The following is a 15,169-nucleotide window of genomic DNA, read 5'->3' on the forward strand; positions in this document are numbered from 1 at the left end:
TTCGATGGCGCGATGACCTACCACGACACCGCGATGGGCGGTCCCGGCCAGCCGGCAGACGACGCCATCGACCTCCACGCCCTGATCGCCGCCTTCCGGCGTCGCCTCGGTCTGTTCACCGCTGTCGCAGCCGTCGTCTGCCTGATCGTGCTGGCGCTGATGCTCGGCCAGCCTCCGGTCTATACTGCGACCGCCAGCCTCCAGATCAATACGCGCAAGGAACAGGTCGTTGCGGGACAGGCCGTGCTGTCGGCGCTCGACGCCGAGGCGGCCATCGTCGACACCGAGGTCGAAGTTCTGAAGTCACCCCAGCTTGCCGCCCAAGTCGTGCAGACGTTGGATCTAATTCGCGATCCCGAGTTCAACGCTCGCCTGCGATCCTCGCCCCTTACCCGGCGCCTGCCGCGCGCCACGCCTGCGGCTACCGACCCTCAGATCGAGCGGCAACAGGTGATCGACGCCGTCCGGCGACGCCTGACCGTGCGCCGCGTCGGCCTGACCTATTCGATGGCGATCAGCTTTACCTCCGAAGACCCGACCAAGGCGGCCCGAATCGCCAATGCCTTCGCCGACGCCTATCTGCAGTCTCAACTCACCGCCAAGTTCGACGCCAACGCCCAGGCCAACACCTTCCTGGGCGCCCGACTGGAAGACCTGCGCCGCCAGGTCGAGGCCGCCGACGCGGCCGTCTCAGCCTACCGGATAGAAAACGGCCTGCTCAGCGCCCAGGGCGCCACCCTGACCGAGCAGGAGATCTCGGCGTACAACCAGCAACTCGCCTTGGCCCGCGCGCAGCAGGCCGAGCAGGACGCCCGCCTGCGCACCGCCCGCGCCCAGATGGCGGCCGGCTCCAACGGCGACGATGTCGGCGAGGCCCTCTCCTCTCCCGTCGTCCAGAACCTGCGCGCCCAGCGCGCCGCGATCAGTACGCGCGTCGCGGACCTTTCTGTCCGCTACGGCCCTTTGCACCCCGACATGATCCGCGCCCGTCAGGAGCTGTCCGACATCGACGCTCAGATCCAGGCCGAGATCCGCCGTGTCGTCTCCAATCTCGACGCCCAAGCCCAGGTTGCCCGCCAACGCGCCGCCTCGGTCCAGTCCAGCCTGGACGCCGCGCGCGGCGCCCTGGCCGACAACAATGCCGCCTCGGTGCGCCTGCGCGAACTGGAAGGCGAGGCCGAAGCCGCCCGCGCCATCTACCGCGCCTTCCTGGATCGCTATCGCGAGACCAGCGCCCAGACCGGCGTCGAACAGGCGGACGCCCGCATCGTCTCGCGCGCCACACCTCCGACCGCGCAAAGCGCGCCGAACCTGATGATCAGTCTCACGCTGGGCTTGATGCTCGGCGCGGCGGCGGGAACCGGCGCCGTCATCATCGCCAACGCCTTGCAGACAGGCCTCAGCGGCCCCGATGACATCGAGCGCAGGCTGGGCGTCGGGGCCGTCGGCGCCGTTCCGCTGGCCTCATCGGTGGCGGCGGCTGAAGATCAAACGCTGCATCCGATCGACCTCGTCGTCCAACGCCCGCTGTCGGTCTTCGCCGAGGCTTTCCGCGCGCTGCGCACCTCGATCACCCCCATCGTCAGCGTCGTGGGCGAACCGTCCGCGCGCATCGTCGCCGTCACGTCCGCCCTGCCTGCCGAAGGCAAGACCACTACAGCCGTCTGTCTGGCCCGCGTCGCCGCGCGCTCCGGCGGACGCGTTCTGTTGATCGACGGCGACCCGCGTCGGCGTGGCGTGACTCGAATGCTGGGCCTGAACCCCGATCACGGCCTGGCCGAGGTCCTGCACGGCGCGGCGGCCTGGCGAAACGTCTTGGTGCTGGACCCGGCGTCCGGCGCACAAGTTCTGCCCCTGTCGGGATCAGGCCAGTCGGCCGACGACCTGTTCGGCGCCCCGCCGATGACCATCCTGCTCGACGAACTGCGTCAGGCCTTCGACCTGATCGTCATCGACACCGCGCCCGTCCTAGTCCTCGCCGACGCCCGTATCCTGGCGGCCAAGGCCGACAGCGTCGTCCTGCTCGCTCGCTGGCGAAAGACGCCCGCGCGCGCCGTCGCCGCCGCCCTGCGAATCTTGCATCAATCTGGCGCCCGCCCCCTCGGCGTCACCCTGAGCCAGGTCGATGTCCGGGCGCAGGCCGGCGTAAGTTATGGCCAAGCCGACTATCATTACCGGGCCTATAGAAAATACTATGCGGCCTGATTGTCGGTAGAGATCAGGCCGCAAAATCAGCTTCACATCCTACTACCGACGACAAGCACCAGAGTTTGAAACACAACGCTGATCGCGCCAAGCAAGCTGCCGGCGATCGCCAGGCGCAAGCCGAAGGACCGTGTCGCTTCCGGCTTTGCACGCAGGGCAACCAGGCATTTCCAACATAAGGCGCCAATGCTTGCCAGGCAGAGGGCGCTGAAAATCAGCCCGACAGCGTTCCAGGCGCCGACATCCCCACGCGCCACGTCGGCGGCGCTGGACAGCAGATACAAGCCTAGGAAATGGGCGGCCCAGATCAGCAGGCCGCCCAGCATAAGCAGCCAGAACCTCATGCGCCGACGCCCGGAAACAGGCGGATCAAAAGGGTCGTCGCCGCGCCCTGAACCGCTGTGAAGGCCACGAACAGGGTGACCACTTCGAACGTCGCCGGATAGCGGGACGACACCAGGCCGCAAAGCCAGCGCAGCAGGACGAACGGCCCCATCAATAGCGAGATGCCGACGAATGTCCCCTGCCAGGCCAACAGCGCATAGACGGTCGCGCCCTGGCTGGAGGCGTCGGGGCGAAGGCCCGAGCTCCACCAGGCCGAGGCCTCAGACGCAAAGGCGCCGCCCGCCGCCACGGTGGCGACCAGCATTAGGACAGAGGCGATGCCGGCGCTGCGCGGCCGGTCCAGCTTCAGCGCGCCTTGAGACGCCCAGGCGCCGATTCCGGCGGCCGCCAGCAGACCCAAGGTCAATGGCAGCGAGCCGATCTCAGGCGGCGCCTGCCACAGGTCCGGCCGCCGGCTCCACAGGAAAACGTAGGAGAAGCAGGCCATGATCGCGACCATGCCCGACACGATCAGGGTGATGACCATCGCCCACCAGCCGTGACTACTGGGGCCGGACACATAGGTCGGCAGTCGCACACCGCCGCCGACGTCCACCGTCGCGGGACCGCCGGGCCGATCCAGTCCCCAGCACCATTTGAGGATGCAGTAGACAGCCAGCACGCCGCTGACCAAGGAGGCGACATAGGCCTGGATCGTCAGGATCAAGAAAAAGCCGGCTGTGAAGATTGCGCCCCAGACATACCAGCTGGAGGGCCGGGGCATCCGCTGGAGATATTGGGGCTCGGCGTTGATCGGGCTGGTGATCATGGTCTCGCGCTCGCCGCGCGGGGCGCCGGGCAGGAAGTAGCGGCCGGCCTCGACATCGCGCGCCAGGTTCGGCTGGTCCCACACCGGATACAGGCTCTTGATCACCGGGACGGACCGCAGCGAGTATCGGCCGGCGGGCAGCCACTCCAACCCCGGCCCGCCGAAGACATTGCCCGCGTCCTTCTCGCCGAAGGGCCGGAAGTTGCGGATCATGTCGATCATCCACAGCACCACCGCCAGGCCGAACATGAAGGAGCCGACGGTCGAGATCATATTGGGCAGGTCCCAGCCCCGATCCGGCAGATAGGTATAGACCCGGCGCGGCATGCCCATCAGCCCGGTCAGGTGCATGGGCATGAAGGTGACGTTGTGACCGACGAACATCAGCCAGAAGATCCACTTGCCCCACCGCTCGCTGAGCGGCCGACTGCTGGACATCGGCGTCCAGTAGTAGATGGCGGCGAACAGCGGAAAGACCATCCCGCCGATCAGAACGTAATGCAGGTGGGCGACGATGAAATAGCTGTCGTGGGCCTGCCAGTCGAACGGCACCATGGCGACCATCACCCCGGTCAGCCCGCCCATGACGAAGATCACCAGCCCCCCGACCGCAAACAGGCCGGGCGTGTTGAACCGCATCTTGCCCGCCGCCAGGGTGGCGATCCAGGCGAAGACCTGAACCCCCGCCGGCACGCTGACGGCCATGGAGGCGGCGCTGAAATAGTTGATCGAGATCTGCGGCATGCCCGTGGTGAACATGTGGTGCGCCCAGACGCCGAAGCTGATGAACCCGGTCGCCAGCATAGCCAGGACCACCAGTCGATAACCGACCAGCTTGGTCTGGGCGACGGCCGGGATTAGGGTCGACATCGCCCCCGCCGCCGGCAGGAAGATGATGTAGACCTCGGGGTGGCCGAAGAACCAGAACAGATGCTGCCACAGCATGGGGTCGCCGCCCTTGGCCGCATCGAAGAAGGGCCAGCCCAGCGCGCGTTCCAGCTCCAGCAGCAGGGTAGACAGAATGATCGACGGGAAGGCGATGATGATCATGCAGGCGAAGATCAGCATGGCCCAGGCGAAGATCGGCAGCTTGTCCAGCGTCATGCCCGGCGCGCGCGTCTTCAGCACCCCGACGATGATCTCGATGGCGCCGGCGATGGCCGAAATCTCAATGAAGCCGATGCCCAAGAGCCAAAAGTCGGCGTTGATGCCCGGCGAGTAAGTCGTCGACGTCAGCGGTGGATACATGAACCAGCCGCCATTCGGCGCCAAGCCGAAGAACAACGAGGCGAAGAAGCACAGCCCCCCGACCAGATAGGCCCAGAAGGCGTAGGCGCTCAACCTCGGGAACGGCAGATCGCGCGCCCCCAGCATCTGCGGCAGCAACAGTACGCCCAGCGCCTCGACCGCGGGCACCGCGAACAGGAACATCATCACCGTGCCGTGCATGGTGAAGATCTGGTTGTAGGTTTCCTGCGCCAGGAAGCCGGTCATCGGCAGGGCCAGTTGGGTCCGCATCAACAGCGCCAGCACGCCTGCCAGCATAAAGAACAGCATGGCCGCGCCGACGTAATAGACGCCGATGTAGTTGTTGTTGATCGCCGTGATCCACTCCCACGGCCGCCGCGGGCCGCACCAGACCTCGTCGAGCTGCTCCAGCTCGCCCTCGGGCCGGGCTTCGGTGGTGGGGAAGCGTTTGTAGAGTTCGGGATCGAACCCGGTTTCCGAACTCATTTCAGGCTTTCCAGATAGGCGGCGACGGCGCGCACGTCCTGGCCCGACAGGACGGCATAGGACGGCATCCGGTTGCCGGGCTTCAGGCTCTGGCTGTCCGAAATCCAGCCGGCCATCGTCCCCTGATTGTTCGGCAGGATGCCGGCGCCCAGCGTCTGGCGCGAGCCGACGTGGGTCAGGTCCGGTCCCGCCAGACCGTTCGCCTCGGTTCCGCGAATGGTGTGACACGCGGCGCAGCCCGAGGCGGCGAAGACGTTGCGCCCCTGGTCGATCAAGGCAAGCGGCCCCTGAGCCGAGGGCACGACGGCCGCCGGCCGCGACTGACGCGCCAACCATGCGACATAGTCGTCCGGCGCATGGGCCACGACCACCAGCCCCATCAGGGCGTGAGGACCGCCGCAGTATTCGGCGCATTGGCCGCCGTAGGTCCCAGGCGCATCGGCTTGCAGGCGCATGAAGTTGCGGCGGCCGGGGATCATGTCGGTCTTTCCGCCCAGGCGCGGCACCCAGAAGCTGTGGATCACGTCCGCGCTTTCCAGCTCGAACACGACAGGCTGGCCGGCCGGGATGTGGACCTCGTTGGCGTCCTGGACGATTTCTCGCCCCTGACCGTCAAGATAGGCGACGCGCCACCACCACATTTCGCCGGTGACGCGCACCCGCATTTCGCCGGGCTTGGGCGCATCGGCCACCCGCGCCGTGGTGGTCAGCCCATAGACCAGCAGCCCTGTTAGAACGACCACCGGGAAGACCAGTCCCGCAATCCAGATCAGGCGTTCGCCGCCGACCCGCCGCTTCCATTTGCGCGGCCCGAACAGGGCGATGCCGAGCGCCACGGCCACCACAACCATGACCACCGCCGCCATGATGAACAGCACCCAGGCGACGGTCTGGATCGGTCCGGCGAAGGGTCCGGCCGGATCCAGCACGGGTGGCGGCCAGCCGGCGATTCCGGGAGGGGCGTCAGTCTTCATCGAGCGTGTACAGATAGGCCGCGACGTCGCGGGCTTGGTCTTGCGTCAGGGGCATGGGCGGCATGGCGGTTCCGGGGTCCATCGACGGCGCGTCGATCAGCCAGCGGATCAGGACATCGGGCTGGTTCGGCAAGCGTCCGGCGATCAGGGGGCGCGCGCCGAACCCCGCTAGGTTCGAGCCGGACCGGCCCTCGGGCCAGGCGACGCCGGGTATCCGGTGACAGGCGGCGCAACCGACTTCCTTGATCACCGCCAGTCCGGCGGCCGCATCGGCCTGAACCACCGGCCGGGGCAGGTCGGACTTGTCCACGCAGGCGCACAGGGCGAGCGCCAGCGCGCAGGCCGCCGCCCTTCGTCCCATCGCCTCGCCCGTCGTCCGAAAACCCATCCGCCCCCCAAAGCTTCGCCAGAGCAATCCCCTTGTCGGACGGAGGTTCCCGACTGCGACATGGAGCCTCGGCGCATCGCCATAAGGAACCTTCGCCATAAGCAGGTGTTGCACCGCCGTGCGCGCCTCCCTTTCCGTCCTTGTGCTGCTGACCGGCCTCGCCGCCTGCGACTCCACGCCGGGCCAGACGGATCGCACCTTCACGGCGAACGGTCAGGTCATCGCCATGAGCGGCGGCGCCGGCGGGGCGGCCAACGCCTGCTTCACCTGTCACGGCCTGGACGGCGGCGGGGACGGGGTCGCCGCCCCGCGCCTGGCGGGTTTGGACGCCGGCTATCTGCAGAAACAGTTGGAAGACTATGCATCGGGCCTTCGTCCCGACGACGCCATGACCCGCATCGCCAAGGCCTTGGACCAGCAGGGCCGACGCGAGGTCGCCGCCTACTACGCCGCCCTGCCCGCGCCGCCGACGCAAACGCCCGCGTCGATGGCGCCTGCGCCCGACATCTATCTGAACGGCGACCCTTCGCGCGGCATCGTCGCCTGCGCCTCATGTCACGGCGACCGAGGTCAAGGCTCGGGCCAAGGCGGCAACCCGCAGATCGCGGGTCAGCCCGCCGCCTACACGCTGGAACAGATCGACCGCTGGAAAGCAGGCAAACGCCGCAACGACCCGCGCGGCGTGATGGCCGCCGCCGTCAAATCGCTTTCGGACCCAGAAGCCCGCGCCATAGCGTTCTGGCTGTCGACGCAACCCGCTTCTCCAGCGCGCGCCAGCGCCGCTGCCACCGGGTCCGCTTCGGTCGAAGCTGCGGCACGACCGGCAGCATCGCGTGAAACACGTCGTCCCTATCGATCAGATGGTGCTTGAGCGCCGCGCCGGCGTGGATCGGGATCATCAGCAGCAGCGTGATGACCAGTCCCCAGTGCATCCATTCCGCCGCCGCCTCGATCGCCCATAGCTGGGTGTTCGACAGATCCTGCAGCGGCAGCAGCGGCCATTTGATGAAGCCCAACGTCTCCAGCTGACGCGTCCGATCCGTCGCCGAAACCATGGCCCAGCCCGACAGCGGCAGGCCGAACAGGCAGATGTAGAAGACATAGTGGGTCACATGGGCGGCCATGCTCTCCCAACCCGGCTTGTCCGCATCATTGATCAGGTCGGGCGCCAGCAGTCGCCATGACAGTCGGCCGATCACCAGGATCAGCATCAGCACGCCGATCGCAAAATGCAGGTCGTAGGCGGCCATCATGGCCCCGCCCACCGGCTGCCGCCCCATCCACCAGCCCCAGCCGAGTTGGAAGATCACCAGCCCCGCCATCACCCAATGAAAGCCGATGCCGACGGGCGAATAGCGGCCCTCGTCATGGTGACCCGCCGCCCATTCCAGCAGCTGCCTGAACAGTCTTTCGATCATGCCGGATGCGCCTCGGCGTCAGGGCCGATCATCCGCCCCAGCCGCCACAGGGCGGCGAACAGATACAGCGCCGCCGCCGGCGCCCACATGATCAGCCCGGCCGCCTGCTGATCCTCCAGCGGCGTCAGGCCCCAGGCCAGGGTCGAATAGGCATGGGGCGCATAAACCGCCTGCCCCGCAAAGGTCAGCACCGCACCAACCAGCCCCATCGCCAGCATGGCCGCCAACAGGGCGATGACCGCCGCCGGTGCAGACGCCGACCGCGCCGCGCACCAGAACCAAACGGCGCTCGCCAGCAGACTGATCTGCATCACCCAATAGACCGCATTGTTCGACAGGGCGGCGCCATAAGCATCAGGCGCATGCCAAGCCCAGAACACCACCGCCTGCACCGCCGTCGCCAGGATCAGCGATCCATATCGTTTTATCGGCAGGGCCGCCGCCAGCAACGGCGCGGCGACGCCGACCAACAGCACATGATGCACCGTCCGCGCCGAGAACAGCGCCGAACTGAGGGCGCACAGCGGGGAGACAAATCCAACGGCTAAAACAGCGACAGCCGCCAGACCATAGCCGCGCCGCCGCCCTTCCAACCGCCAAAGGACCACGCCCGCGGCTGCAACGAGGACGGCCAACAGGATCGGATCAAGATTCCAGCGCCACTCGCCAAAAGCTGGCGCAGGACCGCAATACGGCATCCAACTCAAACCTGCACCCTCGCCCCTTGCTGGATCTCCTGATCCCCGTGAAATGGAAAAGCCAAGCCAGCTGTGACGGTTCCGCGCGGATCATTTCTACGACGAATTGCCGCGATCACCCCGTTTCAGCACTAAGGGCGACTTCGGTCGCGTCCTTTGCAACCGACCGTGGCCGCAGTTGATCGACCAAGAAGTCGACGAACACCCGGACGCGAGCGGGAACGCTGGCGCCGCCGACGAATACGGCATGGATGGGCTCACGATCACCAGGATTGAAATCTTCGAGCAGCGGCACGAGCTCACCCTTCGCGATCGCGTCGGCGACGCTGAAGTTGCCCACACGCGTTACGCCGACGCCGGCCAGCGCAAGTTGCGTCAGGCTCTCTCCATTGTTCGCTTCGACGGGGCCGCGAACCGTGAGTGCATAGTCACGACCGTCCCGTTGGAAGGGCCATACGGGCTCCAACCTTCGGAAGTTGAAGTTGAGACAGTCATGTTGGTGCAGGTCCTCCGGCGCGCGCGGCACGCCGCGACGCGCGAGATAGGCCGGCGACGCCACGATCGTTCGCCCCGTCTCACCCAGCCGTCGCGCCGTCAGCGGACTGTCCAGCAACGGCCCAAAACGAATGGCGACATCGGCCTGTCCAGCCGCGACATCCACGACATTATCCGTCAGATTGATATCGACGAGGATTTGCGGGTAGCGCGCCACGAACGCGCCGATCAGCGGCACAACCACCTGCCGACCGTGCGCCAGGGATGCGCTAACCCTTAGGCGTCCCTGCGGCGCGCCCTGGTCCGAAATGGACTGTTCAGCCTCATCCAGGTCGGCGACAATTCTCCTTGCGGCGCTGAGATAGGCCTGGCCTTCGGCCGTCAACGTCAATGCGCGGGTTGTCCTCAGAACGAGCCGCACGCCCAGTCGCGCCTCGATCCGATCGATCGTTCGGCTTACGGCCGATGGCGTCAGCCCAAGAACCCGACCTGCGGCTGAAAAGCTGCCGGCCGCAGCCACGGCCGCGAACACCTCCATGTCGCGAGCGCGATCTGCGCCCGCTGACGGCGCCTTTGCGTGCATTTCAAAAATCCTTCGCTTTCGGAAGGCCTAACCGCTGGGCACGACCGCGTCCATCTGTGCGCAAGTCTTATTGGTCTGCGGATTTCCATCCTATGAAACTCAACCCTCCCCTGCTGGCGCTTGCCGCCGGCGCGTTCGGCATCGGCGTGACCGAGTTCGCCCCGATGGGGCTGTTGCCCGTCATTGCAACCGATCTAAGCGTGTCTATTCCATCGGCCGGTCTGCTGATCAGCGCCTACGCTCTGGGCGTCGTCCTGGGCGCGCCCTTGATGACCCTGGCCACAGGCCGCGTTCCTCGCCGCACCCTGCTCATCGGGCTCGCCGGCATCTTCACGATTGGCAATGCGCTGTCTGCGCTCGCTGACAACTACGCCCTGCTGATGATCGCGCGGATCATCACGTCGCTGAACCATGGCGCCTTCTTTGGGGTCGGCGCTATTGTCGCGGCCGGGCTCGTGCCGCCAGACCGCAAGGCCGGGGCGGTGGCTGCCATGTTCATGGGCTTGACCATCGCCAATGTCGTGGGCGTGCCTCTGGCCACCTGGGCTGGGGAAACCTTGGGATGGCGGGCCAGCTTCTGGGGCATTGCGATGATCGGCGTCATGGTGATGGCGGCCCTCGCCCTAACGCTACCGAAAGCCGCCGCACCTGCCGCCGGCGACATGTTGGCTGAACTGCGCGTGCTTGGCCGCAGACGCGTCCTTTCGGCCTTGGCCCTGACCGTTATCGGCTCGAGCGCCATGTTCACCGTCTTCACCTACATCACGCCGATCCTGCGCGAACAGACCGGTGCGTCGCTGGGTTTCGTCACCGCGATGCTCGTTCTCTATGGGCTGGGGCTGACCGTCGGCAACTGGGTCGGAGGCAAGTTTGCTGATCGTTCCGTCGATCGCACGCTGATCGTCACCCTCGCCGGCCTGTCGTTCGTCCTGCTGACCTTCGCCGTGGCCATGCCTTTGGCCAGCGTAAGCGCCGTTCTCATCTTCCTGTGGGGCATCGCCAGCTTCGCGCTCGTGCCGCCGCTTCAGGTTCGCGTGATGGATGCAGCGCGTGAGGCCCCGAACCTGGCTTCGGCCGTCAACATCGGCGCCTTCAATCTCGGCAACGCCATCGGGGCCGCTCTGGGCGGCGCCGTCATCGCCGGCGGCCTCGGCTATCCAGCTGTCGCTCTGGCAGGCGCCGGCGCGTCCGCCCTTGGTCTGCTGATGATTGTGCTGATGTCACGCCCACCAGCCGTAATGATCGCAGCCGAATAGGGAGCCCCGTCCGCTAGCCATTGTCGTTGCCGGCGCTTTGGCAGCGGTGTTCGAGCGATAGTCGGCGAACGTCGGCGGCGTTCTGAAAGACGGCGCGGCTGATGAAGGCGCCCATGTCGCGCCAGGCGTTGGATATGGTCTGGAAGGTCTGTTCGTCGGTCTGGCTGGCGGCCAGGGCTTCGTTCCAGCGCGACGTCAGCGCATTGATCTCGTCGAGCATCAGAAGCCGTCCGCAGGCCAAGGTCATCCGGTAGCTCGCGCTTCCTTCGCTCATCTTCAGAACTCCTCCCAGCCGGCCGTGTCCGCCTCCTCCACGACGGCCAGCGCGGCCGAGCCGGAGGATCGCAGCGCGGTTGAGCGCGTAGGCCGGGCCGCGCTCGCCTTGCGCGGCGCCGGCGCGGCGAGAGCTTGGCTGCTCAGCGCGGTTTCGCGCGTCAGGCTGAAGCGCTGGACCAGATCCGACAGCTGACGGCTTTCAGAGGTCAGGCTGTGGCTGGCCGCCGTCGACTGTTCGACCATGGCGGCGTTCTGCTGGGTCACCTGGTCCATCTGGTTGACGGCGGTGTTGACCTCTTCCAGCGCCGTCGACTGCTCGCGCGTCGAGGCCGTAATCTCGTTCATGAGCTCGTCGATTTCGGCGACGCGCTTGACGATGGACGACAGGGCCTCGCCCGTTTCCGCGACCAGGGTGACGCCCGACTTCACCTGGACGGACGAGGTGGTGATCAGCGACTTGATCTCCTTGGCCGCCTCTGCGGAGCGCTGCGCCAGGGCCCGAACCTCGGAGGCCACTACGGCGAACCCTCGCCCCGCGTCGCCCGCGCGCGCGGCCTCGACGCCCGCGTTCAAGGCCAGAAGGTTGGTTTGGAAGGCGATCTCGTCGATGACGCCGATGATCTGGTTGATTTGCGACGACGACTGTTCGATCGCGGTCATGGCCGCGACGGCGCGACTGACCACCTCGCGCGACTGCTCGGCGGATTGACGCGAGGTTTCCACGACCGCGGCGGCGCGACTGGCGCCTTCGGCCGCCCGCTTCACCGTGGCGGTGATCTCGTCCAGCGCGGCCGCCGTTTCCTCCAGCGTCGCCGCCTGATTCTCGGTGCGCCGCGACAGGTCGTCGGCGGCTTCGCTGATTTCGGCGGCGCCCAGTTGCATGGCGCCCGTATTGCCGGCGATCTCGGCCATGGCGTCGTCCAAACGCTGCATGGCGGTGTTGAAGTCGGTCTTCAGGCGCGCGTAGCCACCGGTAAAGTCGGACGCGATGCGGGTTCGCAGATCGCCCTGCGCCAGGGCCGCCAGAGCCGCCGCCGTATCCTCCACCACCCGCGTCTGCTCGGCCTCGGCCTCTGCGCGCTTCTGGTCCGCCTCCAAGCGCTTGGTCTCGGAGGCTTCCAGATACAGCGAAATGACGAAATCCATGTCGAGCATGGCGGCCTTCACAACGCTGGCCAGTGTCGCAGACAAGGCCTTGCCGTCGTCGCGCTTCGAAAACAGCGACCGCGTCTTGGCGTGGGATGTGACGATCGCCTCGATCAGCCCTTCCAGGACCAGGGCGTAGCCGCCGATATACCAGCGCGGCTCCAGGCCGATCCGGGCGTGGGTTTGGCCGATGCGGCGCACGCCCTCGACATAGGCCGGATCAAAGGCGCCCGAGGCGATCAGGCCCCAGTGTCGCGCCTGGGCGTCCTTGGCCCCCGCGATCTGGCTCTCCACGCCGAAGAAGCGGGCCACGTCAGGCGTCGCGCGAACCTGGGCGTAAAAGGCTTCAAGACTGGGCTGAAGCGCCGCCTCGATGACGGGTCTGGCGTCGGCGAGCCGAGACCTTGCGGCCTTATCCAGCTTCAAGAAGCGAAGTCTTTGATCCAGATTCATTGCGTCCGACATGACGGCCCCCTTGCATGGCGGTCAGTTGGACGAGGTTCGATCTAAAAGCCGGTTGAAGTCCCTTCAGCCTGTAGACTGTTTCACAGCGGAAGCATTGTTTGCGCCGGTCTGACGTCAGGTCGCGGCGTGACCGACGTCCTTCGCCATGGCCTGCAGCAGCGGGATCAGCTGGGCGGCAGTCTTCAGACCCTCGCTGGTCAAAAGGCCGGCCAGACGACCGTATTGCGACCGCCGATCGTCCAGAACGGCGCGGCCTGCCTCGGTGATTTCCAGCATGGTGACCCGCCGGTCGTTTGGATGGGGCGAACGCTTGACCAGGTCAGCGCGAACCAAATGATCGACCAGCCGCGATAGCGAGGCCGGCGGCGCCTGAAGCGTCGATCCCAGAGCGCATTGTTTGACCCCGCGACGGCCCTCGCCGGCGATCAAGCTCAAGGCGCGGACGGCGGCATTGCTTTGACCATCGGCGCGCAGGACGCGATCAAGCTGGCGATCAAGCTCAAGCAAGGCGGTGTCGAGCGCATAGAGCGCCATGGCGGGATCATCGAACTCCCGCACGGTGAACTCGTCCATCGTCCCCCGAACACCCATAGGTCCGGTGTGACAGGATTGGCCGCAACCTGCAAGATAGACGAAGATCAACTCTTAGGGCTACCGAACCCCTAACAGCGCATCCAGAAGGAAATCATCTCATACCGGCGCAATCCTAGATTGCCGCGCAAGCCTTTGGGAACAGAGTGGGCGAGGCAACAACCGGAAAGAGCCGATGGCGTCGGTCAAAAGACATCCCGCCCACCCTGTCACGGCGGCCCGATCGCTGGGAATAAGCACGGGAGGCGCGCTTGATGCTGAACTTCGAAGAGCGCTCGAAGTCGCCGCTATCCTGGTGACGACCGATCGACATGGGGTCATCACCGACTGCAACGAGAAGTTCGTCGCAGTCAGCGGTTACAGCCGAGAAGAGTTGATCGGCTCGACCCATCGGATCGTGAACTCCGGCCTGCATTCCAAGGCCTTCTTCCAGGATCTGTATCGCACGATCCGCAGCGGCAAGGTCTGGACCGGCACGTTGCGGAACCGTCGCAAGGACGGCAGCCTCTATTGGGTCGATACGACGATCGTGCCGGCGCTCAGCGGTCCCGAGGGCCCGACGTCCTATACGGCCATCCGTTTCGAGGTGACCGAACATGTGCTGGCTCTGGAGGCCCTTTCGGAAGCGCGGCTCGTCGCCGAACGCGCCGCCGCGCTGCGCGACACCTTCCTCGCGACCATGAGCCATGAGGTCCGCACGCCGTTGAACGGCGTCCTGGGCCTGGCGCAGTCGCTGTCAGGCGCCGACCTGCCCGACGATGCGCGCCAGAAGGTCGATCTGATCATCAAGTCCGGCGAGACGTTGAGGCGCATCCTGGACGATGTGCTGGACCTGTCCAAAATCCAGGCCGGCGAGATGAACCTGGTCAACGAACCCTTTGCGCCGTCCGACACCATTTCCGGCGCGGTCGATCTGATGCGGCCGCTGGCCAGCGAAAAGGGACTTGAGCTGATCTCCCGGTTCGACGGTCTTCCGCCCCACCTCATGGGCGACGGGGCCCGCCTGCGTCAGGTCGTGCTGAACCTGGTCTCCAACGCCATCAAGTTCACTGCAGTCGGCCAGGTGCTGGTCGATGGGCGCTACTCTAAGCCGTCCGGGCGTCTTCGCATCCGCGTCGCCGATACCGGCATGGGCTTTGATCGATCGACGGCCAAACTGCTGTTCTCGCCGTTCAGCCAGGCCGACGACTCCATCTCGCGGCGGTTCGGCGGCACGGGCCTTGGCCTCTCCATCAGTCGTCGTCTGGCGGAGCTGATGAGCGGCCGCCTTAGGGTGCGTTCAAAGCCCGGTCGGGGAACGCTCTTCGTTCTCGACTTGCCGATGAATCCCAGTGGCGAGATCACCCACGAAGGCGAGAGCCATGTGGAAGCGCTGGATCGACTCTACGGCGCGCGGATCCTCTTGGCGGAGGACAATCTCGTCAACCAGCAGGTCGTCCAGGCGCTCCTCAGCGGCTTCGGCTGTCAGATCGATGTCGCCGAAAACGGCCAGGAAGCCGTCGATCTGTGGTCAGCGCACGCCTACGACCTGATCATGATGGACATGCAGATGCCGGTCATGGACGGCGTCGAGGCCATCCGCAGCATCCGCAGAGGCGAACAGCAACGGGAGGTCAACAGGCTTCCCATTGCCATGCTCACCGCCAACGCCTCGTCCAACCATCGCGATCTGGCCTCACGCGCCGGCGCCGACGTCGTCATCCCCAAGCCCCTGTCCGCCGATCACCTGATCTTCGAATCCGCCCGCCTTCTCAACAACGCCGCCCGCTGTCATTGGATATAGCCCC

13 protein-coding genes and 1 pseudogene are annotated in these 15,169 nt (G+C 66.2%); 4 read left to right on the forward strand and 10 right to left on the reverse strand.

The features are described from left to right. Positions 1-12 precede the first annotated feature (12 nt). Positions 13-2,205 (forward strand): GumC family protein, encoded by a 2,193-nt coding sequence (locus QRN13_RS01800; protein WP_284876603.1) that lies wholly within the window; start codon positions 13-15, stop codon positions 2,203-2,205. A 32-nt stretch (positions 2,206-2,237) separates the two neighbouring features. On the opposite strand, the gene QRN13_RS01805 is transcribed toward QRN13_RS01800, so the two are convergent. Genes QRN13_RS01805 through QRN13_RS01820 form a run of 4 tightly spaced genes read right to left on the reverse strand, consistent with a single transcriptional unit; the run spans position 2,238 to position 6,454 of the window. Next, positions 2,238-2,549 carry a hypothetical protein gene (locus tag QRN13_RS01805; RefSeq protein ID WP_284876604.1) on the reverse strand — a complete coding sequence of 104 codons (312 nt, stop codon included), beginning with the start codon at positions 2,547-2,549 and terminating at the stop codon, positions 2,238-2,240. Next, the gene (locus tag QRN13_RS01810) at positions 2,546-5,092 is read right to left on the reverse strand and encodes a cbb3-type cytochrome c oxidase subunit I (protein WP_284876605.1); all 2,547 of its coding nucleotides are present in this window, start codon (positions 5,090-5,092) and stop codon (positions 2,546-2,548) included. Before QRN13_RS01810 ends, QRN13_RS01805 begins: the two co-directional genes overlap by 4 nt. Then, positions 5,089-6,066, reverse strand: a complete 978-nt coding sequence (gene coxB / locus QRN13_RS01815; RefSeq protein ID WP_271041618.1) for a cytochrome c oxidase subunit II — start codon at positions 6,064-6,066, stop codon at positions 5,089-5,091. The genes QRN13_RS01810 and coxB overlap by 4 nt, the downstream gene beginning before the upstream one ends. Continuing rightward, positions 6,056-6,454 (reverse strand): c-type cytochrome, encoded by a 399-nt coding sequence (locus QRN13_RS01820; RefSeq protein WP_082465125.1) that lies wholly within the window; start codon positions 6,452-6,454, stop codon positions 6,056-6,058. The genes coxB and QRN13_RS01820 overlap by 11 nt, the downstream gene beginning before the upstream one ends. Before the next feature lie 226 nt (positions 6,455-6,680). Here QRN13_RS01820 and QRN13_RS01825 point away from each other — a divergent pair. Next, positions 6,681-7,145: pseudogene (locus tag QRN13_RS01825) on the forward strand (c-type cytochrome); the annotation flags it as partial. Between the two features lie 7 nt (positions 7,146-7,152). Here QRN13_RS01825 and QRN13_RS01830 read toward each other — a convergent pair. From QRN13_RS01830 to QRN13_RS01840, 3 genes are all read right to left on the reverse strand, one after another. Further along, positions 7,153-7,872 carry a cytochrome b gene (locus QRN13_RS01830; RefSeq protein WP_284876606.1) on the reverse strand — a complete coding sequence of 240 codons (720 nt, stop codon included), beginning with the start codon at positions 7,870-7,872 and terminating at the stop codon, positions 7,153-7,155. Continuing rightward, a complete protein-coding gene (locus tag QRN13_RS01835; protein ID WP_284876607.1) occupies positions 7,869-8,507 on the reverse strand; it encodes a cytochrome c oxidase assembly protein in 639 nt (212 codons plus the stop codon). Before QRN13_RS01835 ends, QRN13_RS01830 begins: the two co-directional genes overlap by 4 nt. A gap of 178 nt (positions 8,508-8,685) precedes the next feature. Then, positions 8,686-9,603 (reverse strand): LysR substrate-binding domain-containing protein, encoded by a 918-nt coding sequence (locus QRN13_RS01840; RefSeq protein ID WP_284876608.1) that lies wholly within the window; start codon positions 9,601-9,603, stop codon positions 8,686-8,688. A 137-nt stretch (positions 9,604-9,740) separates the two neighbouring features. Between QRN13_RS01840 and QRN13_RS01845 the strand changes: the two genes are divergently transcribed. Further along, positions 9,741-10,904, forward strand: coding sequence for an MFS transporter (locus tag QRN13_RS01845; protein WP_284876609.1), 1,164 nt, complete (start codon positions 9,741-9,743; stop codon positions 10,902-10,904). Between the two features lie 13 nt (positions 10,905-10,917). Here QRN13_RS01845 and QRN13_RS01850 read toward each other — a convergent pair whose 3' ends face one another. From QRN13_RS01850 to QRN13_RS01860, 3 genes are all read right to left on the reverse strand, one after another. Next, positions 10,918-11,178, reverse strand: a complete 261-nt coding sequence (locus QRN13_RS01850) for a hypothetical protein (protein ID WP_284876610.1) — start codon at positions 11,176-11,178, stop codon at positions 10,918-10,920. Between the two features lie 2 nt (positions 11,179-11,180). Continuing rightward, positions 11,181-12,791, reverse strand: a complete 1,611-nt coding sequence (locus QRN13_RS01855; protein WP_284876611.1) for a methyl-accepting chemotaxis protein — start codon at positions 12,789-12,791, stop codon at positions 11,181-11,183. A gap of 114 nt (positions 12,792-12,905) precedes the next feature. Then, positions 12,906-13,364 (reverse strand): MarR family winged helix-turn-helix transcriptional regulator, encoded by a 459-nt coding sequence (locus QRN13_RS01860; protein ID WP_055752987.1) that lies wholly within the window; start codon positions 13,362-13,364, stop codon positions 12,906-12,908. A 193-nt stretch (positions 13,365-13,557) separates the two neighbouring features. Between QRN13_RS01860 and QRN13_RS01865 the strand changes: the two genes are divergently transcribed. After that, positions 13,558-15,165 (forward strand): PAS domain-containing hybrid sensor histidine kinase/response regulator, encoded by a 1,608-nt coding sequence (locus QRN13_RS01865; RefSeq protein WP_284876612.1) that lies wholly within the window; start codon positions 13,558-13,560, stop codon positions 15,163-15,165. The last annotated feature ends 4 nt before the right edge of the window (positions 15,166-15,169 follow it).

Source organism: Brevundimonas sp. MEB006b (genome assembly GCF_030209705.1).
Classification (GTDB): Bacteria; Pseudomonadota; Alphaproteobacteria; order Caulobacterales; family Caulobacteraceae; genus Brevundimonas.

What these genes read in the sequence shown, in the direction of transcription:
- QRN13_RS01800 (WP_284876603.1), top strand. Translation starts at nt 13, where the DNA reads ATGACCTACCACGACACCGCGATGGGCGGTCCCGGCCAGCCGGCAGAC.
- QRN13_RS01805 (WP_284876604.1), bottom strand. Translation starts at nt 2,549, where the DNA reads ATGAGGTTCTGGCTGCTTATGCTGGGCGGCCTGCTGATCTGGGCCGCC.
- QRN13_RS01810 (WP_284876605.1), bottom strand. Translation starts at nt 5,092, where the DNA reads ATGAGTTCGGAAACCGGGTTCGATCCCGAACTCTACAAACGCTTCCCC.
- coxB (WP_271041618.1), bottom strand. Translation starts at nt 6,066, where the DNA reads ATGAAGACTGACGCCCCTCCCGGAATCGCCGGCTGGCCGCCACCCGTG.
- QRN13_RS01820 (WP_082465125.1), bottom strand. Translation starts at nt 6,454, where the DNA reads ATGGGTTTTCGGACGACGGGCGAGGCGATGGGACGAAGGGCGGCGGCC.
- QRN13_RS01830 (WP_284876606.1), bottom strand. Translation starts at nt 7,872, where the DNA reads ATGATCGAAAGACTGTTCAGGCAGCTGCTGGAATGGGCGGCGGGTCAC.
- QRN13_RS01840 (WP_284876608.1), bottom strand. Translation starts at nt 9,603, where the DNA reads ATGGAGGTGTTCGCGGCCGTGGCTGCGGCCGGCAGCTTTTCAGCCGCA.
- QRN13_RS01845 (WP_284876609.1), top strand. Translation starts at nt 9,741, where the DNA reads ATGAAACTCAACCCTCCCCTGCTGGCGCTTGCCGCCGGCGCGTTCGGC.
- QRN13_RS01850 (WP_284876610.1), bottom strand. Translation starts at nt 11,178, where the DNA reads ATGAGCGAAGGAAGCGCGAGCTACCGGATGACCTTGGCCTGCGGACGG.
- QRN13_RS01855 (WP_284876611.1), bottom strand. Translation starts at nt 12,791, where the DNA reads ATGTCGGACGCAATGAATCTGGATCAAAGACTTCGCTTCTTGAAGCTG.
- QRN13_RS01860 (WP_055752987.1), bottom strand. Translation starts at nt 13,364, where the DNA reads ATGGACGAGTTCACCGTGCGGGAGTTCGATGATCCCGCCATGGCGCTC.
- QRN13_RS01865 (WP_284876612.1), top strand. Translation starts at nt 13,558, where the DNA reads ATGGCGTCGGTCAAAAGACATCCCGCCCACCCTGTCACGGCGGCCCGA.